Genomic DNA, 24,237 nt, shown 5'->3' with positions numbered 1-24,237 from the left:
CTACTGCGCCGTCTCGATCTTCAGCTGCTTGATCTTGCGATACAGCGTCGCACGGCTGAGTTTCAGGGCGCGCGCCGCTTCGGTGACGCGGCCGCCATGCTTGCGAAGCGTCTGGACGATCGTCGCGCGTTCGGCCGCTTGGAGGTCCGTTTCCGTGGCCCTTCCGCCAAACGGCGGCAGGTCGAGATCGGCATCCGTGATCACACCATCCTCCGCCGTGCAGCCGGCGAGCCGGAGCACGTGGCGGAGCTGGCGCATATTGCCGGGGTAGCGATAGGCTGCGAGCAGCGACCAGGCTTCATCCGAGAGCCTGCAGTTCGGCGCCTCCTCGCGCGCGATCTGGCGGATGATGTCATCCCGGTCGGCGCGCTCGCGCAGCGCCGGCAGCCGCACCTCCATGCCGCGCAAGCGGAAATAGAGGTCGGCGCGGAAGGCGCCCTCCTCGGCCATGCGGCCGAGGTCGCGATGGGTGGCGCTGATCAATCGGATATCCACCGGCACCGGCTTCAGCGCGCCGAGCGGCCAGACCTCGCGATTCTCCAGCACGCGCAAAAGCCGCGTCTGCAGCGCGATCGGCATGTCGCCGATCTCATCCAGGAACAACGTACCGCCATCGGCCTGCACGATCAGGCCCTTCGAGCCGTCGCGGCGCGCACCCGTGAAGGCGCCGGCCTCGTAGCCGAACAGCTCGGCGTCGATCAGGCTCTCCGGCATCGCCGCGCAGTTCAGCGCGACATAGTTGTTGCGGGCCCGGTTGCTCGCGGCATGAATGGCGCGCGCGAACACATCCTTGCCGACGCCGGTCTCGCCATGCAGCAGCACCGGCAGATTGCGATCGCCGATGCTTCTGAGCCGCTTCACGCTTCTGTCCAGGCCGGGATCATTGCCGGCGAGCCGATGCAACGCATCGAACCGATCGACGGACGCATCACGGCGCAGCGTCGCGGATTTTGCACGCAGCGGCGGCGCGAGACGGCCCTGGCCTAATGGACGGCCGTCGGCGCGGCGCAGCTCGACGATCTCGTCGGCATGTCGCGCGGTGTGGTGGTCGAGCTTGACGTAGCGCGACAGATCGATGCCGGATGCGATCAGGCCGTCGGTCAGGCCCAGCAAGGCACGCGCCGAGCGGCAGGCGCCGACGATGCGGCGATCGTCATCATAGGCAAGCAGGCCGCTGCCGCCATCGCCCGGCACGGTCGCGATCCACGCATTGCGGAAATGATCGCGGAAGATTGCGCCCTCCATCCGCCGCGTCGCCTCCATCGTCACCGCAAGTGCAAGCTGATGCGCAGCGCGTTCGAGATCCTCGCGGCACGAGGTAATGTTCACCGCCCCGGCAAGACGCCCGGCGTGATCGAACAGCGGCGCGACCGCGCAGGAGAACATGTGCCACTGCGCGCGAAAATGCTCGTCGCGATGGACCAGGATCGGCTTCTGCTCTGCGAGCGCGGTGCCGAGCCCGTTGGTGCCCTCAAACGTCTCGGCGAAGTTCGAACCGGTATAGATCTTCCAGTCCATGAACATCCGCGCGTCGGCCTCGCCGGGCAGACGGCTGAACAGCATGGTCGCGTTCGCGTCAGCGAGATTGACGCAATAGCCGGCATCGCGCAGCACGCGGGCAAGATCGTCGAGCTCGGGCGTGAGCAGCCTGATGGTCTGTTCCAGGGGCTCGGCGACGTGACGGACTTCGGCTTCGGTGAGCGTCTGCGGCGGGCCCTGGCGGGCGGGATCGAGCTTGTGGCTGATCAAACAGCGCCGCCAGGAGGTCGCGATCCGCGACTCCGCATCGACGTCAGCCACATGATTGGCGACGGACAAGACACGGGCGACATGATTCGAGGCCGAAAGGCTGGCCATCGCGGACGTCTCCACCCTGTATTATTGTGCAAAGTCTGGCACCACAGGCGGGGATGTCAATCGGGAACCGGGACGCAGGCTGTTGCTGCACTGCGCTCACCACGTGTCAATGCACGGCCGCTTCTTCTCCGTTCGCACCGGCGGCTTTGGCACCGAGCGCAGCCCGGCCATGATCCAGCGCCGCGTCTCGGCGGGGTCGATCACGTTGTCGATCTCGAACACCGAGGCGATCGAGACCGCCTTGCCGTTGGCATAGAGCTCCGCAACCTTGTTGCGATAATAGGTCTCGCGCTCTTCGGGGTCGGCGATCGCCTCCATCTCCTTGCGGAAGCCAAGGCGGACATAGCCCTCCAGCCCCATGCCGCCGAACTCGCCGGTCGGCCAGGCCGCCGTGAAGAAGGAGGCGTGGAAGCCGCCGCCGATCATCGACTGCGCGCCGAGGCCATAGCCCTTGCGCAGCACGATGCCGAACAAGGGCACGGTCAGGCTCGCGCCCGTCACGAACATGCGCGAGACGTGGCGCACGATCGCGGTCTTCTCGGCTTCCGGGCCCACCATGAAGCCGGGCGTGTCGCAGAGCGAAACGATCGGCAGATCGAAGGCATCGCAGAGCTGGAGGAAGCGCGCGGCCTTGTCGCCGGCATCGGCATCGATCGCGCCGCCGAGATGGCGCGGGTTGTTGGCGATCAGGCCGAACGGCTTTCCTTCGATGCGGATCAGCACCGTGATCATGCCGACTCCGTAGTCGCGGCGCAGCTCCAGCACGCTGTCCTTGTCCGCGACGAGTTCGATCACGCTGCGGATGTCGTAGACGCGCAAGCGGTTCTCGGGAATGGCACGGCGGAGCAGGCGCTGGTCGGCCGCCTGCCACTCCGTTACCGCGCCCTGGAAGTAGGACAGGTACTTTTGCGCGACGGACGTCGCCTCCTCCTCGTCCTCAACCACGATGTCGATGACGCCGTTCGGCGCCTGGAACGAGACCGGACCGACCTCCGCCGGGTGATAGACGCCGAGCCCGCCGCCCTCGATCATCGCGGGGCCCCCATGCCGATCGAGGCGTTCTTGGTGGCGATGATGACATCACAGCAGCCGAGCATCGCGGCGTTGCCGGCGAAGCAATAGCCGGAGACCACGCCGATCACAGGCACGAGACCGGAGAGCCTTGCGAACTGCACGAACGATGGACCGTCGAGACCGGTCATGCCGAGCCGGTCGGTGTCGCCGGGCCGGCCGCCGCCGCCTTCGGCGTAGAATACCAGCGGCACGCGCCAGTCTTCCGCCAGCGTGAGCATGCGGTCGATCTTCTTGTGGTTCATATGGCCCTGCGTGCCCGCGAGCACCGTGTAGTCATAGGCCACGACAATGCAGCGCGCGGCATCGGGGCCGAACTTTTCGGCGTTGACTGTGGCAACGCCCATCACGAGGCCGTCGGCCGGGGTGTTCTTGATGAGGTCGTCGAGCTTGCGGCGACGCCGCTGGGCGGCAATGGCGAGGCTGCCATATTCCATGAACGAGCCGTCGTCGACGAGCTGCGCGACGTTCTCGCGCACGGTGCGCTGATTGGTGTTGCGACGGCGTTCGACCGAGGCCGGTCGGTTCGCATCGAGCGTGTTGGCGTGGCGCGCGATCAGCTCGGCCAGATCCGGGCGGATGTGATCGAGATCGATGTCGGTTTCGACAGCCGACGCGTCCGCGGCGACGTCGAGCGGCTCGAGATAGAGGATCGGCTCGCCATGCAGCAGCGTGACGCCCTCGCCGGCCGCGAGCTTCATGACGCGGCCGCCCTGCTCGGCCATCACCAGATGCTCCATCTTCATGGACTCGATCACGGCGAGCTGCTGGCCGGGGCGCACAATCTCGCCTTCCTTCACCTGGATCGTGACGATGGTGCCTTGCAGGGGCGCAGCAACCATCACCGTACCCTCAGGCACGATCTGCGCGACGAGAGTCTCGGCGGCATGAGCGCCGCCTCCCTCAGCCGCAGCAAAATAGAGCGGCTTGGCTGCGCCATCGGCCGCCTCGACCAGCTTTGCGATATTCCGATCGATGAAGTCGGTCGCAATGCGATTGGTCCGGAAATCCGGATGCGCCAGCACCGCCTGGAGGAACGCGATGTTGGTGACGATGCCGTCGATCCGGAATTCACGCAAAGCGCGCGAGGCTTTTGCCACGACGTCATGCCAGGCTTCGCCCGGCGTATGCACGATGACCTTGGCCAGCAGGGAGTCGAACGCCGCGCTGGTCTTGTAGCCGGCATAGCCAAAACTATCGACGCGGACGCCGGGCCCCGACGGCGGCTCGAACACGGCGAGTACCCCTCCGGTCGGATGCGTCGCGCCTGTTTCGTCCAGCGTCTCCATGTTGACTCGGAGCTGCATGGCATAGCCGCGCGGCTTAGGAATCGCGCCCTGGTCCAGACCGAGCGAGGCCAATGTGCTGCCTGCAGCAATCGCGAGCTGGGCGCGAACGAGGTCGAGGCCGAGCACCTCCTCCGTCACGGTATGCTCGACCTGGAGCCGCGGATTGGCCTCGATGAAGGCAAAGCTGTCCTCGGCCGTGCCGTCGACCAGGAACTCGAAGGTGCCGAGATTGTCATACGACGCCGCAGCCGCGAGCTGCTTCGCCGCCTCGATGATGCGACCGCGCAAGATCTCGCTCAGCGAGGGGCTCGGCGCAACCTCGATCAACTTCTGGTGCCGGCGCTGAACGGTACACTCGCGCTCCCAGAGATGCGAGATCGCGCCGTGGCGGTCGCCGACGATCTGTACCTCGATATGGCGCGCTTGCCGGATCAAGCGCTCGGCATACACACCGTCGAAGCCGAACGCTGCCTTGGCCTCGGACTGGCAGCGCGCATAGGCTTCCGCGAGATCGGCTGCGTTCTCGACAACACGCATGCCGCGACCGCCGCCGCCGGCCATCGCCTTGATCACAATTGCCGCGTTGCTGCCGAGCGAGGCGAAGAACGCCCTGATCTCGTCGAGCGATGACGGGCCGCTAGTGCCGGCAATGATCGGCACACCGCAGCGTTTTGCCAATTGCCGTGCCGCGACCTTGTCGCCGAACAGTTCGAGCGCTGCCGGCTTGGGTCCGACAAAGACAATGCCGGCGTCAGCGCAGGCCTTGGCGAACGCGGCATTCTCGCTCAGAAAACCATAGCCGGGATGCACGGCATCGCAGCCGGCGCTCGTCGCCGCCTTCACCATGGCCTCGATATCGAGATAGGCCCGTGCACCGCGGCCGGAAATCTCCACGGCGTCGTCGGCCACGCGCACATGCAGCGACAGCGCGTCATCCACGGGGTGGATCGCGACCGTGGCAATGCCGGCATCGGCCGCTGCGCGCGCAATGCGGATGGCGATCTCGCCGCGATTGGCGATCAGGAGCTTCTTGAACGACATCGGTCTCTCACTCACACTGCAGCAGCCTGGTTCGGGTTGAGGTCCTGCTTTTTCACTTTGCCCGTGGCCGTCAAAGGCAGCGCGGCGATGATGCGCACCTCCGGGACCTTGTAGACGGCCATGCGCTCGGCGCACCAGGCGCGCAAGTCCTCGGCGGAGATGGCGCCAACCGCCTCCGGCTTGAGCTGGACATAGGCCACCGGCACCTGCCCCTTGTCGGGGTCGTCGCGCCCGACCACGCCCGAGCCTAATACCTTCGGATGCTGCCCCAGCACTGCCTCAATCTCCGGCGGAAACACGCTCATGCCCTTGACCTTCAGCATCTCCTTGCGGCGACCGAGGAAGTGCAGAAAGCCATCCTTGTCGATGGTGCCGATGTCGCCGGTGCGCAGCCAGCCGTCGATCAGCGACTCCGCGGTTGCCTCGGCTTATTCCAGTAGCTCTTGAGCAGCGACGGCGTTCGCACGCGGATCTCGCCTTCCGCGCCGAGCGGCAGCAATTCGCCGGTCTCGAAATCGGTGATCTTGAACTCGGCGCCGGGGACCGGCAGTCCGACGAAGATCGGCTGATTGTTGAGATCGAAATCGTCATCCTGGAAGCCCGATGTGAAAGTGTTGGAGGTGTGGGTCTCCGTCATACCCCAGGCCGCCTCCATCAGGAGCGTGCCGGTGAGCTCCTTCCAACGCTTGCGATAATCGGCGTTGAGCTTCTTGACAAAGGACACCACGCGGACCTGCTTCAGCGACGACAGGTCGAACTCGCTCCAGCGCGGATGATCCATCAGCTCGACCGCGCCATCGACCGGCATCGCGGTGATGGTGACCTTGTACTTGTCGATCGCGGCCATCGCGCCGACGGCGTCCCAGCGCGCCAGCAGGATCAATGTCCCGCCGGAGAACAGCGGGAAGATCAGGCCGAAATTCTCGCCGGCAATCCAGAATTCGGGAAAGAACGACAGGAACACGCTGCTCTCGTCCGACAGCACCGAGATGCCGTAATTGGCGGCGGCCGTGTAGACCATGTCGCGATGGGTATGGACGCAGCCCTTGGGCATGCCGGTGGTGCCGCCGGTGTAGTTGAGTGCCGCGACCTCATCGAGGCCGGGCTGCGGCAACGGCGGTGGCGCGGGCATTGCGGCGAGCGCGGGCAGCAGATCGGTCGCGCCCGAGATCGCGACACGCGGCGTGCGGATCGAGTCCGGCGTCGGAAACGCGGGTGCTGCCGGCACGACATCGGCGAAGCTCGTGACGATGATCTCGCGCAGGCTCACCTCAGCCCTTACCTGTTCGACGACCGGGATCAGCTGGTCGAGGGCCACGATCACCTCGGCCTTGGTGTCGTTGAGCTCGTAGGACAGTTCGAACGCGCGCGACAGCGGGCTCACGGGAACGTGGACCGCGCCGAGCTTCAGAACGCCGAAGAACACGATGTGGAATTGCGGACAGTTCGGCAGGAAGACGGCGACGCGATCGCCCTTGCGCACGCCCTTGGCCTGCAACAGCGCCGCAAAGCGGTCGCTCTGCTGGTCGAGGTCCGCATAGGTCGTGACGTGCCCGTAGAAGATCACCGCAGCCCGCGCGGGACTCTGCTTCGCCCAGGCGCGCAGATATTCCGTCAGCGGAACTTCGCCATGCAGATAGTTCGGCGAGCGCGGCATGCCCTTGGGCCAGGCCTTCTCCCACAAGCCCTGCAAGGTGGCGAGGTAGTCCTTTTCGCTGAGGCCTGCGCTCATGACGTCCTTCCCGTGTGCTTTTCTTTTCGGGCACAGATATGCCTTCGACCGACGTCATTACACGTCGAGCACAGCGAACGTCATGTCAAGACAAACAGTTCGTCCGCATCACGGGCGATGCCGTGACGCGGAAAAACGTCGAGCAGGCGCGCGCGTCAGGCCGCCCGCACGCCCGCAACGAAGGCGCTGACCTCGTTCTCCAGCGACTGCAGCTTCTCGGTCAGGCGTCCGCTCGACTGCAGCACGCGGCCCGCGGCCTGGCCGGTCTCCGCCGTCGCATCGGTGACGCCGGAGATGTTTTGCGAGACCTGGTCGGTGCCTGAGGCCGCCTCCTGCACGCTGTGGGCAATGGCCTGCGTCGCGGCGCCCTGTTCTTCGACGGCGGCTGCGATCGACGAGGATATCTCGTTGACCTCCATGATGGTGGCGCGGATGCTCTCGATGTTGCCGACGACCTGGTTGGTCTCGGCCTGGATCGCAGTGATCTGCGCGCCGATCTCGTCGGTCGCCTTCGCGGTCTGACTCGCTAGCGACTTCACTTCGCTCGCGACCACGGCAAATCCTCTACCGGCCTCACCCGCGCGCGCGGCTTCGATTGTGGCATTGAGCGCGAGCAGATTGGTCTGCGAGGCGATCTGGTTGATGAGGTCGATGACCTCGCCGATCTTGTGTGCGGCCGCGGCCAGACCCTGCACGGTGTCGTTGGTGCGCTGACCATCGGCCGCCGCCTTGTCGGCCACGGACGCGGCCTGCGCGACGCGCTGGCTGATCTCGGTGATCGAGGCCGACAGCTGGCCCGCGGCCGATGCCACCGTCTGCACATTGCTGGAGGCCTGCTGACAGGCCGTGGCGACGAAGCTCGCGCGGTCGGTCGCCTTGTTCGCGGTCTCCGACATGCCTTGCGCAGCCTGCTGCATCGCCCGCGCCTCGTTGAAGACGTCGCGGACGACGGCCTGGACGCTCGCCTCGAACTTGCCGGCGAGATCGGTCATCGTCTTGCGCTTCTCGTCGTCGGCCCGCAGCTTGGTCTCCTGCTGCTCGGCATGCATCCGGCCGACCGCCGACGCGTTGTCCTTGAACACGGAGAGCGCCTTGGCGAGCCCACCGAGCTCGTCGCTGCGGTCGGTATAGGGCACCTCGAAGGCGCCGTCGCCGGCCGCAAGGCGTTCGGTCAGGTCGGTGATTTTCGCCAGCGGCCGGGTCACGCTGCGGCCGATCACGAACGAGGCGCCGAGCACGAGCACGAACACTACGAGGCACACCAGGCCGAACGTCATCGCATCCTGGCGGAAGACGGCGTCGACGTCGTCGAGATAGATGCCGGTGCCGATGATCCAGCCCCAGGGCGCAAACCCCTTTACATAGGAAATCTTGGCAACGGGCTGGTCGAAGCCGGGCTTCGGCCAGAGATAGCTGTAGAAGCCCGCACCTTGTTTCTTGACAACATCGACGAAGCCGACGAACAGCGCGTTGCCGGAGGGATCCTTCATTCCGGCGAGATCCTTGCCGTCAAGCTCGGGCTTGATCGGATGCATGATCATCCTGGGAGTCATGTCGTTGACCCAGAAATACTCGACCTTGTCGTAGCGCAGGCTCTTGATTTCGGCCATCGCGGCGGCCTGCGCCTGCTCGCGCGTGAGTTTTCCGTCGCTCTCTAGCTTCTGGTAATGCGCGAGGATGCCGTAGCCGACATCGACCATGTGCTGCGTCTTGGCCTGGCGATCGGCTATCATCTGGCTGCGCAGCGTCGAGAGCGCGATCGGCGCCAGCGCGATCATGCCGAGGAGGCTGATGCCGACAATGAGAACCAGCTTGGAACTGATGCGGGAGAAGATCATCGGTGCTCGCAAAAATTGGCGGGGCTGATATGCCAATTTATCTCGCTCCCCTTAGCAAAGCTTTAAGCATTCGGGTTCCCGCAACAGCACCGCCGCTCGATCTGGCATTCTGCTGAGCCTTACCGGGCGCCCTTGCCGAGCACGAGGTCGATGGTGTGGGCCGCGATCTTGCGCAGTTGGGGCTCGTCGCCGAAGGCGCGTTCAAGCACGGCAAGACCGCGCGTGACCGTGACAATGTGCAGCGCTGCAGCCGCCGGGTTGCCCCTGAACTCGCCGCGCTCGGCGCCCGCCGACAATGTGTCCTCAACCAAACTGGTGATGCCAGACACCAGGTTGGCAAAAGCTGTCCGAGCGCCTTCGTCGAGCCCCTCTCCTTCGGCGGCGCCGAGCTCCATCAGCCCGCGCGTGGTCGGACATCCGCGCGGCGGCGAGCCGGACCGGAAATTGGTGATGGTCAGGTCGAAAAACGCGATGAGGCGTTTACGCAATGAGCCGGCGCCGAGTGCCTTCTGCAGGGCGAGGAGATAGTCGCCGGCGTAGCGCTCATAGGCCTGGAGAAACAACGCCTCCTTGCTGCCGAACGCATTGTAGAGGCTGCCACGCTGAACGCCGGCATCGCGCGCGATGTCGGAGAGCGAGGTGCCGCGCACGCCCTTACGCCAGAACTGGTCGAACGCGATGCGCAGGACGTCCTCGTGATCGAATTCGCGCGGTCTCAAATCATGCTCTCCTTCGGCGGTGTATTTGACGCGGCGTCAAAAACATGCTTTCTAGACATCGTGTCAAAAACTCGCCGGGATTGATAGCCCGTTTCGTCAATGGGCCGGACGGCCGGCGCTTGAATTGGGCCCGGCCGATCGGGTTCGCATGCAGAGGGACTAACTGATGCCTCTCCTTCACATTTCGATGCGCGCCGGCAAGCCCGAAGCCTACCGGCAGGCGATCCTCGACGGCCTCTACCGCGCGATGCGCGAGGCGCTGAACGTGCCCGAAGGCGACGAGTTCATGACCATCAGCGAACTCGCCTGCAAACTTCCGCTGCGGCAATGCCTACGGCGTCAAGCGCAGCGATGACGCCGTGTTGATCCAGATCACCGTGTTCGCTTCGCGTACTTCTGAGCAGAAGAAAGCGCTGTACCGCCGGATCGCCGACCTGCTCGGCGACGACCCTGGCATCCGCCCCGAGGACGTATTCGTGAACGTGCTCGATGCCCCCGCGGAGAACTGGTCCGTCGGCCACGGGCTGGCGCAATTCGCCTGACAGGCCGGCCGATCCGGAGCGGGAGTGAGATGGACTGAGGCTCAGCTTTGCGCATCCGCACCGTGGCCGCGGTGATACCCACTTGGCGACGGCCAGCTCCGGCCCTCCAACATCGCTCGATCCGGCTCAAAGATCTCGATCTTGAGCGGGTGGCATGCCGCAGCGTCGCTCGAATGGGTTGCGCTACAGTCTCCACCGGGACAGGCTGACAACGCGCCGAGCAGATCGATCTCCGCGAAGAACTCGATGAAGTCGCCGGGACGGACCGGACTTGCCTTCATGAAATATTGGTGTGTGTCCCTGGTGAAGCCGGTGCACATGAAGACGTTGAGCACGTCGTGGACGTGATGCTCGACCGCGCGTGGCTCCATCGCCAGCTCGGCGGCAAGCGCGCGGGACAGGTTGGAATGGCAGCAGAAATCATAGCTGCCGCCGTTGAGCATCAGGTTGGTGTAGGGATCGCAGCGGGTGCCGATGACATCGTGAATGCCGGCGCCGTCCTCATCGAAACCATACCAGCCGAGCGTGTCGTGGCTGATGGTCGCCATCGGCCGAAGATAGGGCATGTTGCTCCAGAGCCGGTCGCCGGCGCCGACATGCGTGCCATGAAGCGCCCGCGTCTTGCCACTGAAGAAACGCTCGGAGAGATCGTCCGCGTTCCAGAGATTGAGGTCGCCGACCTGAGGGCCTTCGATGCTGACGACGCGGAAGAACTGGCCGCGCGCCACGCGGAATGTCCTGGCGTCGCGAGGCGGCACGGTGAGCTCGTGCGTCTTGACCATCGTGCTGCGAGCTTGCTCGAGCACGGCCATGTCGGGCCCGGGCATGGTGCCCGCGGGATAGACGATCGTCGGTTTGGCGGCACGACGCGAAGCGGCGTCTGCGGGTGCGATTTTGGGCGACATGCCAAGCTTGTCCCTGTGACTGCAATCCATCCTATCGCCTCACCTCACCCGCTCGCAACGCACCCCTCCATGATCCCGTCGAGCTCGGCCTTCGATAGCACCCCGAGTTCGGCGATGAAGACGATCCGTGCGCGCGGCACGCCTGGCGTCGGCGCATCGCCCGGCGCCAACGTCGCGCGGCCACCGGCGAATTGAAACACCATCAGACGTCCGGGCTGCTCGATGGTCTCGAACAGGCCTTTCGCGCGCGCGAGCTTCGGTGCCAGCTTGCCGATCGCCTGCTGCAAGCGCGGTAGCGAGATTGGATGATCCGAGATCCAGCTCAGCGTCTCGAAGCGTTCTTCCGCCGGCCGTTTCGGCCCCGGCTCGCGCCGTGCGGGCGCGCGATCGACGACCGCGGGAAACAATAAGGCCGCGGGAATTTCACCATGCCGCGCGTCGACCACCACGGCAGGTGAGCGTAGCGCGCGGACAGCCTCGCGCATCCGCTGCCCCGCCTCATCGTCCGCCAGGTCGAGCTTGCTCAACGCCACGATGTCAGCGACGCGCAACTGCGACCGCATCAGCGCATCGTCGAGGGCAGCCGGCGGCGTTGCCGCGTCCATCACGCAAAGCACCGTCTCCAGCGGTGCCTCGCGCAGGATCACGGGGTCCAGCAGATTGCGCACGATGTCGGCGGGATCGGCGACGCCGCTGGTTTCGATGACGATGTACTCGGGCTTCGGATCACGCCGCAGCAGCGTCGAGAGCGTGCGCAGCAAATCGCCTTCGAGCGAACAGCAGATGCAGCCATTGGCAAGGCTGACCACGCCATCGCTCGCGCCCGCGATCAGCTCCGCATCGATGTTGATCGCGCCGAAATCGTTGACGATTGCGGCGATCCGCCGTCCGTCCGCGTTTGCCAGCAGATGGTTGACGACCGTGGTCTTGCCCGCCCCCAGGAAACCCGTCACCAGGAGAACGGGGACCGGCATGGGTCAGCCTCCGACGACGGGACGGCGCACGGGACGACCGGGCCGTGCCGCGACGTCGAGCACGCCGTCGGTGATCAGCGGCTGGCCGCTGACGACGAGATGGCGGACGCCTTCGGACGGACGGTTCATCGCGCTGAATGTCGCGCGGTCCGAGAGCTTCTCGTAGTCGAACACGACGATGTCGGCATCGGCATCCTTCGTGAGCCTGCCCTTGGAGCGCATCGCGGGCGTGCTTTGCGACAGGATGTCCGCAGGGATCAGAGCGCATTTGCGCACGCCTTCGAGCAGCGACACGGTCTTGCGCTCGCGCACCCATTCGCGGATGAATTTTGTGAAACAGCCGGCCGAGCGCGGATGCGAGGTGGCGTCATCGGGCAGCGGCCAGGCATCGCCGGTGTAGGTCTTGCCGTCGGACGTCGTCCACGGCATCGCGTCGGAGGCAATTGCGCCGCCGGGATAGAGCACCGACATGTCGAGCAGATCGCGGTGATGCGCATTGCTTTCGGTGTCGAGGATGTGCCAGAGCACGAGCAAGGACGGCTCCTCGGCCTGCGCCTTCAGCAGTTCCTCGCGATCGTGGAAGCGGTAGCCGTCGGTCACGCGCTGCACGGAATCGTAGCCGGTGCCGTTGCGCTCGACGAACTGGGGATCGCTGAAGAAGGCCGCCGCCAGCACCGTCGAGCCGGTGCCGTAGGGGTAAGCCTCGACCGTGATGGGAAGGCCCTGCGCCTGCGCCTTCTCGATCAGCACGCGGCAGCGTTCGATGTCGGTCTTGCTCGACGAATTGAAATGGCAGATGTGCATGTGCGCGCCGGTGGCGCCGGCATAGCCGATCAAGCGGATATAGGCCTCCGCCGCGCTTTCGGGGTCGATGCGCGACATGTAGGCCACGTGGGTGAAGGTCGGCACGTCCTGCTTGGCCGCGAGCTGGCACACCGCGGTCAGCTCCTGCACGCCGGCGCCCGGCGCATAGGCATTCAGGATGCCGATGCCGATACCGCCCTCGTTCAGGCCGCGCGCAAGACGTTCCAGAATGCCGGCGACCTCCGCATCGGTCGCGACGTTGTCCATCCAGCGGCGATCGCGCATCGCGTTGCCGAACGCCTCCAGCGAGCTCTCCGCATTCGAGCCCGTCATCGCGCCGATGCGCGCAAACGCCCAGTTGGTGGCGGCGCCATAGTTCAGCACACGGCCCTTCCGGGCCTGACGCTCATACCAGGACCCCACCGGAAGCACGCCGGCCTCGAGATCGAGCGTCGTCGTCACGCCGTCGAACGCCTGCATGCGATCGGCCGGGATCGACTGGCCATGGGCGTGCAAATCGATGAAGCCAGGCGCGACCACGAGCCCGGTCGCATCGATCACCCGCTCGGCGCCGCCGAGCGCGGAGCCGACGGCGGCGATCTTGCCGTCCACCACCGCCACGTCGCCGATGCCGTCCATTCCGCTCGCCGGATCCACGACCCGGCCGCCAGAGATCACCAAACCGCTCATACCGTCACTCCCGAAAGCAGAATGCCAGAACCTGCGAAGGCCCGGCAGCAGCTTCGGAGGCTGAGGCCGGCCGCGTCGCGCCGGCTCCACTCGCATCAAGGCAGATTTTCGCGCCAGCGACCACCTCCACCGATGCCGATGTCTCATGCTCGCACGGGAGGTCGGTTCACAGCGATCGCAGACGTGCGCTTGCTTGACCGTAGGAGGCCTAAAATGGCGTCGGACCAGGATCTTGCGAAGCATTCGGCGAGCCAATAGCCTAAGCGCAGATTGTTGCGGAGCAGCGCGTCCTGCGAAGCGATTTGAGACCGATAGAGTTGGAAGGACCCATGCCGGTGAAGTTCGACGAGATCGCCGAAGCTTTCGAGTTCGCCAATACCGGCGGCGACATGGGAGAGTTTCGCGCCTTCGTCTGCAAGCGGACCGGGACAATTCACTATCAAACTGATTTTCCGGACACCGCAGAGTTGCTCGACGAACTGCCGGAGGACATTGAAGACGGCCGAAAATACGTCGCGCTGCCGGACAAGCGCGATCTCGACCTTGGCGAGCCGCTCGTCCTCGAGTTCGCCCGAGAGTTCCTGCCCGACGATTTTGACGAGGCGCGCTATTTCTTCAACAAGCGCGGCGCCTACCACAAATTCAAGGCCCTGCTCGCCAGACGAGGTGCGCTCGATCGCTGGCATTCCTTCGAGGCGAAAGCCACCGAGCGGGCCTTGCGCGAATGGTGCGCGCGACATTCGATCGAAATCGCCGGCTGATCCGGCGCTCCCGATCGCATCACGCGCCTTCGAACCAACGAAGTCGTTTGAACTCGATGCGCAATTGCGCCTCGTCGGCGACAGCGGCCCGCATCGCGCCCCATGCGGCTTTCTCCTCGATCGCAGCCGCATCGTAGATCGCAAATGTAAGATGCGGACGGTAGCCGAGCGCACGCATCAACGGCTGGGCTTCGAACGCAGCGACGTGATCTCACAGCCGCTCGATCTCCCCGGCTGAACTGTTGTCGGCTCTGAGATTGATCGCCAATGCTACGGGCTCACCCGACGGGCGAAGCGGGGACGCAGAGTGCTGCCGGCCATCAGCCGTGTCCGGCCGCAGGTGTTGGTCGGGCCGCATCCGCTGCGGCCTGAGGCTCGACCAGTAGCCCCTGTCGTTCGTAGCGGCGGCGGGTCTTGCTGAAGCGTACGACGACGGCATATCGGGTGCTCCTCGCCTTGGCGCGCCGGGTCAGCAGAGCCTCGCCCGCAGGAAGAAATTCGAGATCGTCGAGGCCAGCGCAGCGCAAGCATGCCGGGCCTGGAGTCTCCATCATCAGGAGATCGCCGGTGCCGCCGCACCGATGGCATGTCCAGTCCGCCTTCAACGGTTGAACAACGACCAGTTCCGGGGCACGGCTCACCTTTTCCGCCAGTCGCTCGCGCTTCTTCTCGGAAAGCTCCGGCGACACCCAATGTGTGCGGTATGACTCCTCGAGAGCTGGATCATCGCTGCGGCTGAATCGGAGCGGTTCGCGACGCGGTGTACGCGCGACATATTCCGTCGGGTTTGCAAGCAGTCCTTGCGCGGTCGCCCAGGACCGGAACAGCCGCATGGCTTCCAAGACGCGCGCGGGATCGGTCGGGATAGCCTCCTCAAGACAGTCGATCTGGCCACGGCGCCAACGCTCCGCCGCTCCAGGGTCAAGCCATCCGATCCCGACGAGAATATCGATGGCACTCGCAAACTGCCGAGCGGCAAGCGCGGCTTCGGCCGCTCTGACAACGCGATCAGAAAGTGGAACCTTATTCTTCCGGCTCATGGTGATATCAGCTGCGAACCACGACCAGCGGCCATTCCGAGAAAGACGAGATACCAAAGCCTTGCCATACGTATCTCACCGGGATTCAACGGCTGATGATCGGGAATTTCAAGAGGAAATTTTCCGAGCCGATCGTACTCGGTCAGCCACTGCCACCAACCCCGCTTGCACGGCGATCGCCAAGCGAAGCTGCTCCCGCCGTCTTCTCGCCCCCATTGTCATTCAGGGAGCTAGACGGGGTAGCGCTACGGTGGGCAAAGTTCCAAAGGTTCCGTGTGATCGTCAGAGGTATTCTGCAACGCGACTCCCGTCATTCTGTTTCGCGCCGGGCTCTGCTCGGCGGAATTTTGTCGGCAGGAAGTGCCCTTGCGCTCGGCGGATGCGCCGGCCTGAGTGCGACCGGCGCGCGCTTCGACGCGTCGTCCCTCTCGGTTGACCCCACATTGCTTGTCACCACCACGCGCAAGCCCGTGAACGGCGGTCGCACGAAACCCTGGTTCGGGCCGGAGCGCGCCACGACCATGACAGTCGCGCGGGCGAAGCTGGTGGCGCCGGACGAGGGCCGTCTTTCTCTCGCGTCGGTCGGAATTGGCGATTGGCGCCTTGACCGGGTCGAACCGGTGTCGATCGACGTTGGCGATCTCGTTGCGCAGGCCGGCGGAGGAGACGTGCTGATCTATGTGCACGGCTTCAAGCAGACATTCGAGACGGCGGTGCTAGATGGCGCCCATCTCTCCGACGGGATCAAGTTCCGCGGCCGGACCATGGTGTTCTCCTGGCCCTCCAAGGCAGGACTGTTCGACTATGCCTACGACCGCGATAGCGCGATGTGGTCCCGCGATGATTTCGAACGCGTGCTCTCTGCGCTCGTGTCGGCGCCAGGCACTGGCCGCGTGCACATCGTTGCGCACAGCATGGGAACCATGCTGACGCTCGAAAGCCTGCGTCAACTCTATGCGCGATACGGCGACACCGTCACGGGCAAGATCGGCGCGGTCGTGTTTGCCGCGCCTGATATCGACATGGATGTGTTCTCGTCGTCGGTCCAGCGCATTGGTCCGCTTGCCGGAAAGATTACCGTGATCGCCGCGACGAACGATCGCGCGCTGGCGCTGTCGGGACAGATCGCAGGGGGAATGACCAGGGTCGGCGCCGCCGAGAAGGCCGCCATCGCGCAGCTCGGTGTACGCGTGGTCGATGCCTCGCAGGAAGGCTGGGGCATCATCAACCACGATCTGTTTCTGTCGAATGCGGAAGTGCAGCGGGTGATCCGCCGCTCGATCGACGGCACGACCGCATAAGAGAGCGCCGAGCCGAAGGCTCGTGGGCACGCTGGTCGCCGCTACAACCGGAAAAACGGCCGGGTTACGGAATGCCCGGTCTCCTACGCAAGTGGCGCTCCCTAGGGGAATCGAACCCCTGTTTCAGCCTTGAGAGGGCCGCGTCCTAACCGCTAGACGAAGGGAGCGTGAGGGCTAGCCAATAACCTCGAAATTTGTCCGCCGCAAGGACCCGAACCGCCCTTTTAAGGCTCATTGGCAAATTTCAGCTTTCCGGCCGGCTTGAGCGTGTAGGCATCGAAGGTGCGGATCTCGGTGACCCCGCCGACCTCGAGCGTGACCACGAGGCGGTCGCCGGCGACCCCGGTCGAGACGATCTTGGCGCCCTTTGGTAAGACGGCGGTGACGTCACTGGGCGTCTCAGCCGCCCTTCCCTCCGACTTGAAAAGGCGGTAGCCCACCGCGATCAGGACGGCGCAGATGGCCAGCGCCGAGGTCAACCCCGCGATCAGCATCATCCGCCGCACCCGCGCAAACAGCGCGGCCTGTTCGGAGGTCGGTTCGGGAACAGCGGTATCAGACGTCGTCATGGATAGCTCAGGCTCAGCGCAAAGGTTGGAGGTCACGGTCGAAGGCGACGAGGGCTCGACCCGGCTCGACCGCGTGTTGGCAGCGCGCCTTCCCGACCTGTCGCGATCAAGGCTCAAAACCCTGATTCTAGCGGGCGCGGTGAGCCTGAAGGCCTCCGCGGTCCGCGACCCCGCTTATCACGTCGCATCCGGCGATACGATCATAATCGACGTGCCGGAGGCGGCCCCACCGGAGCCGAAGGGCGAGGATATCGCCCTCGATATCGTGTTCGAGGACGACGACATCATCGTCATCAACAAGCCTAGCGGGTTAGTGGTGCACCCCGCGGCCGGGCACGAGACCGGCACGTTGGTGAACGCGCTGATCGCCCATTGCGGCACTTCGCTCTCGGGCATCGGCGGAGTGCGTCGGCCCGGCATCGTGCACCGGCTGGACAAGGACACCACCGGGCTGATGGTGATCGCCAAGAACGACCTGGCGCACGCCTCGCTGACCGCCCAATTCGCCGACCATGGCCGCACCGGGCCGATGCGGCGCGGCTACAAGGCGTTCGCCTGGGGGCTGCCGGGCCGGCAACGCGGCACGGTCGATGCGCCGATCGACCGCCATCCGCATGCGCGCGAGAAAATGGCGGTACGCCAGGGCGGACGCGAGGCAGTGACGCATTGGGAGCTGCTCGAGAGTTTTGCGGCCCGCGACGGCAAGCCGATCGCGGGGCTGCTGGCCTGCGAGCTCGAGACCGGGCGCACTCACCAGATCCGCGTCCACCTCGCCCATATCGGCCACCCCTTGATGGGCGACGCGGTCTATGGCCCGCATTTCAAGACCAAGGCGAACCAGCTCGAGCCGGAGTCGCAAGGCGCTTTAATGGCGCTTGGGCGGCAGGCCCTGCATGCTTATTTACTGGTCCTGGAGCACCCCCGGACCGGAGAACTTCTTCACTGGGAGGCGGGTCTGCCGGAGGATTTGCTTCTCCTGGAGCGCGCTTTGAAAGCGGCGCTATGACGCAGGCAGTTTGAGAAAACCGTTACCTTACAAAAGTTATAGCTGCCACACGGGGACGTGACGTCAGCAATCCTTCCCTTTTTGCCCCCCAATAGGATATATTGCGCCTGCGTTGGAGATGACCAACGTGGAACATCGCAGCTACGACCGGCTTTAACCAAGCGGTCGTCTGCCTGGCCCGCCGCTATCGGGGGCCTGAACCTTTGGAGGGCTTCACAATGGCCCGTACCGCTGCTTTGCCGGTCCTCAATGGAGAATCCGGCCTCTCTCGCTACCTCGCCGAGATCCGCAAGTTCCCGATGCTGGAACCCCAGCAGGAATACATGCTCGCCAAGCGTTGGCGCGAGCATGACGATCGCGACGCGGCGCATCAACTCGTCACCAGCCATCTCCGGCTCGTCGCCAAGATCGCCATGGGCTATCGCGGCTACGGCTTGCCGATCTCCGAGGTCGTCTCGGAAGGCAATGTCGGCCTGATGCAGGCGGTGAAGCGATTCGAGCCCGAGAAGGGGTTCCGTCTCGCCACCTACGCGATGTGGTGGATCAAGGCGTCGATTCAAGAGTACATCCTGCGTTCCTGGTCGCTCGTGAAAATGGGCACCACCGCGAACCAGAAGAAGCTGTTCTTCAACCTGCGCAAGGCGAAGAGCAAGATCAACGCGCTGGACGAAGGCGATCTCCGCCCCGACCAGGTGAAGATCATTGCCAAGCGCCTCGGCGTCACCGATCAGGACGTGATCGACATGAACCGCCGCCTCGGCGGCGACGCGTCACTCAACGCTCCGATCCGCGACGACGGCGAAGCCGGCGAATGGCAGGACTGGCTGGTCGACAATACGCCCAACCAGGAAGCCATGCTGGCCGAGCACGAGGAGTATGATCACCGCCGTGACGCGCTGAATGGCGCCATGGGTGTGCTCAACCCGCGCGAACGCCGCATCTTCGAAGCCCGTCGCCTCGCCGATGAGCCGATGACGCTGGAAGACCTTGCCGCCGAGTTCGGCGTGTCGCGCGAGCGCGTCCGCCAGATCGAGGTCCGCGCCTTCGAGAAGGTGCAGTCGGCGGTCAAGGGCACGATCGCAAGGGCCGAACAGGCCGCGCTGGAAGCCGCGCACTAAGCGCGGTTCTTGCGGCCCACGAATTGGCGGATCGAAAGGAGACAGAAAGCCGGCGGCAACGCCGGCTTCTTTTGGTGTGTGTGAGCTGCAGCATGTTCCCGCGACGCGCCGGCGAGGCATCTTGAACGCACGCGGCGGGTCAGACGACCAATATGATCAGGCCGCATCCAGAGAACGGACACACACCGTGTCGATCATCCTGCAATCCTCCGTCGGCGGCTTCTCCGCCCAGTTCATGCGCAAGCTGCCGCTGATCGAGCAGGCCATGCGCGACCACGGGCTCGATCCCTCCGAGTTCGTGATCTCCAAGGACTATGCCTCGACCGCAACGATCCCGATCATGGGGCCATTCTTCTTTAACTACAGCGTGTATTTCGGCGAGGAGACATTCACCGTCACCGAGCCGAATGACATGGTGTTTCTGGACTATTTCCTCAAGCGCGTGCTGGCCGCAGACGGGCCGCCGGAATTGCCTGAGCAGGCCGGACTGATCCGGCGCTTGTTCGGCTGGATGGCGCAGCCGGTGTAGTCTCGACCGTCACTCCGCCCACGTCCGCGCCAGCGTCGCGAGCCAGCAGCCTTCGCAATAGCGGGCGTCCTTGTAGTCGATCCAGTTGTGGGCATAAACGTGGTCGAGCGGGATGCCGTAACGCGCGCGCAGAACCTGGACCAGGATCTTCCAGGCCGCCACCTGTGCGGCCATCGGACCGATCGTGACATCGGGATAATTGCCGGCGAACTCGACGCCGATCGAATTGTCGCGCACGACCTGATGGTAGGTCGCGCTGTTGTCGATGTATTTGTTGTCGTTGCGGTTGGCGCCGTCGGTATGGGTCGGCACCAGATTGTCCGCGACCGACCAGTAGACCGTGCCGTCGGTCTCGACCCAGACCATCACGCCGCGGCGGGTGGGATTCTTCGATTGCGCCTCGGCGCCCGCATGCGCTGAGCCGGCCGGTCCTTCGGTCTGGTGCACGATGATGTTGCGCCAGGCATGGGCATCACGGATATCGCCCCATGGCGCGAGCCAGACGATCTTCAGGCCGGGAATGGCGGGCGTGCCGGAGCTGCGCGCGAGCTTTGTGAGCTCGGCGTCCATGGCGGCCGCGGGAGCGATGAGAAGAGCGGCGAGAAGAGCCGCGACAAGGCGGGACAGCATATGGGGATCCAACAACGGACCCGAGCCTAGCAGGGTTCAAGCGAATTTGCGTGCGGCTTCGACCGGCTCGGGTGAAAGCGGCGGCGCTGGATCATAGACCGCAAAGTCGTTCTTGCCGTTCTTCTTGGCGGCGTAGAGGGCGTGGTCGGCATGGGCGATCAGCCTATCAGGGAATTGGCCGATGCCGCGATCCCATTCCGCAACGCCGATCGAGATCCCGATCGGGATGTCGTTGCCAGAGCAGCCGGCGGCATCCTGGCGGCAGACCTCGAGCACGCGGCGGGCGATCAGCGCGCCTTCGCGCAAGGAGGTGGACGGCAGCACGACGCAAAACTCGTCGCCGCCGGTGCGGGCCAACATGTCGCCGGGCCTCAAGCGCGTCTGCGCCATCAGGGTGAAGTGCTGGAGGCAGGCATCGCCCGCAGCATGGCCATGGGTATCATTGATGGTCTTGAAGCCGTCGAGATCGATCACCAGCAGCGAGAACGGCTCGCCACTGCGCTCCGAGCGGGCGCATTCTTCCGACAGCCGCTGCAACAGATGGCGGCGGTTGGCTACTCCCGTGAGATCGTCGAGCAGCGCGAGGTCGGCGACCTCGTTGCGCAAGCGATCCATCGCCATCAGCAGGAAGCCGAAATTGAGTGTCATCGACAGGAAGAGCAGCACCAGCACCATGACGGCGTGGGTCTGACCGCCTGCCCTCGCCGAGAAATCGTAGCCAAGCAGATTGCCGACCGCGCGTATCACGAAGATCCCGATAATGGTGAGGATCACGATGCCGGACAGCCGCGCACCCGGACTGACGCGGCCTTCGGGCGGCGACAGCAAGAGACGCAGCGACAGCACCAGCGGCAGGGCTTGACCAACCGTGTAGCAGAGCATGCGCAGCTGCACCTGGTCGAACCCGACCATGAACACCACGACGCCGGCGAGGCTCAGCATCGCCGTTACGGCCATGAGACGCAGATGCACCGGCCGGTCATAGAAGCGCTGAATGCCTATGGCGGCGAGACAACTCGCCGAAATGATGCCGGCCGCGCCGAACAGCAGCGGCATGGGAGAATCGACAAACAGGCGGACCAGCGCCGTCATCGCGCCGGCCGCACCGACAAAGGCCGATGCCATCCAGTACCGCGCGGCTTCGAATTTCGGATAGGAGCGCGTCACGTAGGCCCAGATGACGCCGAGCGCCGAGAAGTTGACGACGAAGACCATCCAAAGCGTCGGTACGTTCAGCATGACGCCCGCAGCGCGCGCAGCGTCCCGCCCCCTGTCTCTGGCAGAAGTTCGTCCATGACCCGTCCCCGTGTTCTTGCGGTGGATCATGCGCGGGTGCACTTAACGGAACCTCACTGCGATCGTCGAAAGCGCGCCCTTGGTTTTGGATTCATGAACGCCGCGTCTCGATTATCGGATCGTTAGCTACGTCGCCGGCGTCGATGCGGTATCGCGTCGGCGTGCTTCGCGGAGCAAAAGCACCCGAAAACGCATCTGAGCTGTGGATAACGGGATGACACGGATGTGACAGCGCAAGGCAGCGCCCCGCGAATCTGCTGAGCTTGTGATCGAGGATGCTGCGAGGCTGGCCCTCCGCCGAGCGTTCCTCGTGTCGCGTTTCACCATTAACCCTTAAGAGGATCCTATGGCTAAGAAAGCGAAGAAGGCGAAGAAGGCGACGAAGAAAAAGGCCAAGAAGGCGAAGAAGAAGTAGCGCAGCTTCTTTTCATTCGCCCGGGTGGAGCCTCGCTCCGCCCGGGCTCCGGGAAAGGCTGAAGGTAGCGGGCGCGAGGCCCGCTTTTTTATTGGCTAGCGCTCGGCGAACGCGAGCTTGGCACCTAACAGGGCAAAGCCGGCCGCAAACGAGCGGCGCAGCCAGGCCATCACGCCGGGGCGGGAGATGACACGCTCGCGCACGGAGGCCGCGCAGAGGCCGTAGACGACGAACACCGCAAAGGTCATCGCCATGAAGGCGCCGCTCAATTCCAGCATTCGCGCCAGGACGGAAGTCTCGTCCGCCGCAATGAATTGCGGCAGGAAGGCGAGGAAGAAGATCGAGAGCTTTGGGTTGAGGATGTTGATCAGGAAGCCGGTAACGATGACCCGGCCGCTGGAGCGCTCCTTGAGATCAGCCTCGACCGCAAGCGCACCGGTTTCGCGCAGCGCCTGCCAGGACATGTAGAGCAGATAGGCGACGCCGCACCATTTCAGCGCAGCAAAGGCCAGCGCGCTGGTGTGCAGCACGGCGGCAAGGCCGAGCATCGCCGCAATCATGTGCGGCACGATCCCGAGGGTACAGCCGAACGCTGCCGCCACGCTGGCGCGCGAGCCGCGGGTCAGCGCCGCGGCCAGGGTGTAGAGCACGCCGGTGCCGGGCGAGGCGACGACGATGAACGAGGTGAGAAGGAAGGACCAGGACATGCCTCGTCCCTACCACCCCTGACGCTTGCCGAGAAGTCACGACCCGGTCAGCGCGCATGCGCCTCAGTTGAGCTGGGCAATCTCGGCTTCGCGTAGAACGTCGAGCGGCGCCCACGGCTTGGCCCAGAACTTTGCGCCGTCAGGCAGGGCTTGCACCAGGGGACGGCCCGAGGTGACGACGACGTCGAGCCTCGGATTGCGATCCTTGGCGACGTGCGCCAGCTCGACGCCGTTCATGCGGCCGGCGAGCTGCACGTCGGTCAGCATCAGGCAGAGCGCACCGGCACTCTTGTCCAGCACAAGCTCGGCCGCTTCCGCACTCTCGCACTGGATGACCTGATACCCGCTCTCTTCCAGCAGGAGACAGAGCATCTCCCGCTGCATGGCGTCGTCCTCAACGATCAATGCGGTCGCTGGATATGGTTGGGCCTGTCTCATCTGGCTGCTCCAATGCTCTCGCATCCGCTTAAGTAACCTGTGTTAAGGAGGCGAGAGGCGATATGGTTCGGTTCCATACTGAAAATATGTACATTGAAGTTCCAACTGGGATCGGGAGCCACCCATGACTGCAATCCACGGCGCCGCCGCCATCACCGGAGCGGCGAGCGGCATCGGCCGTGCGCTGGCGATCGAGCTGGCAAGCCGCGGCTGTGACCTCGCGCTCGCCGATCGCGACGAGGCGGGCTTGAAGAGCCTCGCCGCGGAGATCGGCGCTCAGCGCAAGGTCAGCCTGCATCGCGTCGACGTCGGCGCGCCCGCTGACATCGCGCAATTCGCAAGCGCTGCGATTGCGGCGCATCCCGCGCTCAACATCCTCGTCAATAATGCCGGCGTGGCGCTGCTCGGGCAATTCGAGGAGCTCGACCAGACGCAGATGGACTGGCTGTTCGACATCAATTTCTGGGGCGTGGTGCACGGCACGCGCGCTTTCCTGCCGCACCTGAAGACCCGCCCCGAGGCGCATATCGTCAACGTCTCCTCGATCTTCGGCATCATCGCGCCACCAGGACAATCGGCCTATGCGGCGGCCAAATTCGCAGTACGCGGCTTCTCCGAGAGCGTGCGGCACGAGCTGGCGATGGCGGCCAGCCCGGTCAGACTGTCGGTGGTGCATCCCGGCGGCGTCGCCACGAGCATCGCGCGCTCATCGCGCACCGGGGCCGGCGTCACCGACAATGCGCGCCGTGCGCAGATGATCGATCGCTTCGAGACTGCGGCGCGGACGACACCGAAGGACGCGGCGCTGCGCATCATCAGGGGCATCGAGAGAAACGAGCCGCGCATCCTGATCGGCAACGACGCGAGGTTCATGGACATCCTGCAGCGCTTCCGCCCCGGGACATACTGGGCGCCGTTGCAGCGGCGGCTGGAGAAAATGGCGAAGGGAAAGTAGTGGCGCGATG

The 24,237-nt window shown here is 64.8% G+C and carries 19 protein-coding genes, 1 tRNA gene and 3 pseudogenes; 7 read left to right on the top strand and 16 right to left on the bottom strand.

The window, feature by feature from the left end; all coding sequences use genetic code 11:
* The 5 genes and pseudogenes from ACTGJ9_RS11275 to ACTGJ9_RS11255 all read right to left on the bottom strand — a co-directional run bounded on the left by ACTGJ9_RS11275 (position 1) and on the right by ACTGJ9_RS11255 (position 9,547).
* Positions 1 to 1,857: a sigma-54-dependent Fis family transcriptional regulator gene (locus ACTGJ9_RS11275; RefSeq protein ID WP_456677119.1), complete on the bottom strand. Its 1,857-nt coding sequence runs from the start codon at positions 1,855 to 1,857 to the stop codon at positions 1 to 3.
* 96 nt (positions 1,858 to 1,953) lie between these two features.
* A pseudogene (locus ACTGJ9_RS11270) lies at positions 1,954 to 5,258 on the bottom strand (acetyl-CoA carboxylase family protein).
* A gap of 11 nt (positions 5,259 to 5,269) precedes the next feature.
* Positions 5,270 to 6,990: pseudogene (locus tag ACTGJ9_RS11265) on the bottom strand (AMP-binding protein).
* Between the two features lie 155 nt (positions 6,991 to 7,145).
* Positions 7,146 to 8,828, bottom strand: coding sequence for a methyl-accepting chemotaxis protein (locus ACTGJ9_RS11260; RefSeq protein WP_456677118.1), 1,683 nt, complete (start codon positions 8,826 to 8,828; stop codon positions 7,146 to 7,148).
* A 119-nt stretch (positions 8,829 to 8,947) separates the two neighbouring features.
* A complete protein-coding gene (locus ACTGJ9_RS11255; protein ID WP_456677117.1) occupies positions 8,948 to 9,547 on the bottom strand; it encodes a TetR/AcrR family transcriptional regulator in 600 nt (199 codons plus the stop codon).
* A 166-nt stretch (positions 9,548 to 9,713) separates the two neighbouring features.
* Here ACTGJ9_RS11255 and ACTGJ9_RS11250 point away from each other — a divergent pair.
* A pseudogene (locus tag ACTGJ9_RS11250) lies at positions 9,714 to 10,089 on the top strand (tautomerase family protein).
* A 41-nt stretch (positions 10,090 to 10,130) separates the two neighbouring features.
* Here the strand turns inward: ACTGJ9_RS11250 and ACTGJ9_RS11245 are convergent.
* From ACTGJ9_RS11245 to ACTGJ9_RS11235, 3 genes are read right to left on the bottom strand one after another with little or no spacing between them, the layout of a single operon-like run.
* Entirely contained in the window at positions 10,131 to 10,994 is an 864-nt protein-coding gene (locus tag ACTGJ9_RS11245; RefSeq protein ID WP_456677116.1) for an urea carboxylase-associated family protein, read from the bottom strand.
* Positions 10,995 to 11,038: 44 nt separating this feature from the next.
* The gene (locus ACTGJ9_RS11240; protein WP_456677115.1) at positions 11,039 to 11,968 is read right to left on the bottom strand and encodes a CobW family GTP-binding protein; all 930 of its coding nucleotides are present in this window, start codon (positions 11,966 to 11,968) and stop codon (positions 11,039 to 11,041) included.
* A gap of 3 nt (positions 11,969 to 11,971) precedes the next feature.
* Entirely contained in the window at positions 11,972 to 13,462 is a 1,491-nt protein-coding gene (locus tag ACTGJ9_RS11235; RefSeq protein WP_456677114.1) for an amidohydrolase family protein, read from the bottom strand.
* 329 nt (positions 13,463 to 13,791) lie between these two features.
* Here ACTGJ9_RS11235 and ACTGJ9_RS11230 point away from each other — a divergent pair, with 329 nt between their 5' ends.
* Positions 13,792 to 14,223, top strand: a complete 432-nt coding sequence (locus ACTGJ9_RS11230; protein ID WP_456677113.1) for a hypothetical protein — start codon at positions 13,792 to 13,794, stop codon at positions 14,221 to 14,223.
* A gap of 19 nt (positions 14,224 to 14,242) precedes the next feature.
* Here ACTGJ9_RS11230 and ACTGJ9_RS11225 read toward each other — a convergent pair whose 3' ends face one another.
* The gene (locus tag ACTGJ9_RS11225; RefSeq protein ID WP_456677112.1) at positions 14,243 to 14,404 is read right to left on the bottom strand and encodes a hypothetical protein; all 162 of its coding nucleotides are present in this window, start codon (positions 14,402 to 14,404) and stop codon (positions 14,243 to 14,245) included.
* A 139-nt stretch (positions 14,405 to 14,543) separates the two neighbouring features.
* Complete coding sequence (locus ACTGJ9_RS11220) at positions 14,544 to 15,263, bottom strand: hypothetical protein (protein WP_456677111.1); 720 nt, start codon at positions 15,261 to 15,263, stop codon at positions 14,544 to 14,546.
* A 347-nt stretch (positions 15,264 to 15,610) separates the two neighbouring features.
* On the opposite strand from ACTGJ9_RS11220, the gene ACTGJ9_RS11215 reads away from it, so the two are divergent.
* A complete protein-coding gene (locus ACTGJ9_RS11215; protein ID WP_456677110.1) occupies positions 15,611 to 16,564 on the top strand; it encodes an alpha/beta hydrolase in 954 nt (317 codons plus the stop codon).
* Between the two features lie 92 nt (positions 16,565 to 16,656).
* Here ACTGJ9_RS11215 and ACTGJ9_RS11210 read toward each other — a convergent pair.
* Together ACTGJ9_RS11210 and ACTGJ9_RS11205 are read right to left on the bottom strand one after the other, a co-directional pair.
* Positions 16,657 to 16,731: transfer RNA gene (locus ACTGJ9_RS11210), tRNA-Glu, on the bottom strand.
* A 57-nt stretch (positions 16,732 to 16,788) separates the two neighbouring features.
* Positions 16,789 to 17,133, bottom strand: coding sequence for a hypothetical protein (locus ACTGJ9_RS11205; protein ID WP_456677109.1), 345 nt, complete (start codon positions 17,131 to 17,133; stop codon positions 16,789 to 16,791).
* On the opposite strand from ACTGJ9_RS11205, the gene ACTGJ9_RS11200 reads away from it, so the two are divergent.
* From ACTGJ9_RS11200 to ACTGJ9_RS11190, 3 genes are all read left to right on the top strand, one after another.
* The gene (locus ACTGJ9_RS11200; protein ID WP_456677108.1) at positions 17,132 to 18,139 is read left to right on the top strand and encodes an RluA family pseudouridine synthase; all 1,008 of its coding nucleotides are present in this window, start codon (positions 17,132 to 17,134) and stop codon (positions 18,137 to 18,139) included. The two genes, ACTGJ9_RS11205 and ACTGJ9_RS11200, sit on opposite strands and share 2 nt — an antisense overlap.
* Before the next feature lie 218 nt (positions 18,140 to 18,357).
* Positions 18,358 to 19,257, top strand: coding sequence for an RNA polymerase sigma factor RpoH (gene rpoH / locus ACTGJ9_RS11195; protein WP_148755811.1), 900 nt, complete (start codon positions 18,358 to 18,360; stop codon positions 19,255 to 19,257).
* A 187-nt stretch (positions 19,258 to 19,444) separates the two neighbouring features.
* Positions 19,445 to 19,786 (top strand): hypothetical protein, encoded by a 342-nt coding sequence (locus tag ACTGJ9_RS11190; RefSeq protein WP_456677107.1) that lies wholly within the window; start codon positions 19,445 to 19,447, stop codon positions 19,784 to 19,786.
* 9 nt (positions 19,787 to 19,795) lie between these two features.
* Here the strand turns inward: ACTGJ9_RS11190 and ACTGJ9_RS11185 are convergent, their stop codons facing one another.
* The 4 genes from ACTGJ9_RS11185 to ACTGJ9_RS11170 form a co-directional block, all read right to left on the bottom strand.
* Positions 19,796 to 20,416, bottom strand: a complete 621-nt coding sequence (locus tag ACTGJ9_RS11185; protein ID WP_456677106.1) for a peptidoglycan recognition protein family protein — start codon at positions 20,414 to 20,416, stop codon at positions 19,796 to 19,798.
* A gap of 36 nt (positions 20,417 to 20,452) precedes the next feature.
* Positions 20,453 to 21,655, bottom strand: a complete 1,203-nt coding sequence (locus ACTGJ9_RS11180; protein ID WP_456677105.1) for a GGDEF domain-containing protein — start codon at positions 21,653 to 21,655, stop codon at positions 20,453 to 20,455.
* Between the two features lie 567 nt (positions 21,656 to 22,222).
* A complete protein-coding gene (locus tag ACTGJ9_RS11175) occupies positions 22,223 to 22,834 on the bottom strand; it encodes a LysE family translocator (RefSeq protein WP_456677104.1) in 612 nt (203 codons plus the stop codon).
* A gap of 63 nt (positions 22,835 to 22,897) precedes the next feature.
* On the bottom strand, positions 22,898 to 23,272 hold the full coding sequence (locus ACTGJ9_RS11170) for a response regulator (protein ID WP_456677103.1): 375 nt from the start codon (positions 23,270 to 23,272) through the stop codon (positions 22,898 to 22,900).
* Between the two features lie 124 nt (positions 23,273 to 23,396).
* On the opposite strand from ACTGJ9_RS11170, the gene ACTGJ9_RS11165 reads away from it, so the two are divergent.
* Positions 23,397 to 24,227 (top strand): SDR family NAD(P)-dependent oxidoreductase, encoded by an 831-nt coding sequence (locus tag ACTGJ9_RS11165; RefSeq protein ID WP_456677102.1) that lies wholly within the window; start codon positions 23,397 to 23,399, stop codon positions 24,225 to 24,227.
* Positions 24,228 to 24,237: the final 10 nt, after the last annotated feature.

The organism is Bradyrhizobium sp. RDM12 (assembly GCF_051917485.1).
Classification (GTDB): domain Bacteria; phylum Pseudomonadota; class Alphaproteobacteria; order Rhizobiales; family Xanthobacteraceae; genus Bradyrhizobium.
Note: the sequence above shows the minus strand (reverse complement) of the source record. Positions and strands in the feature narration are given on the sequence as shown.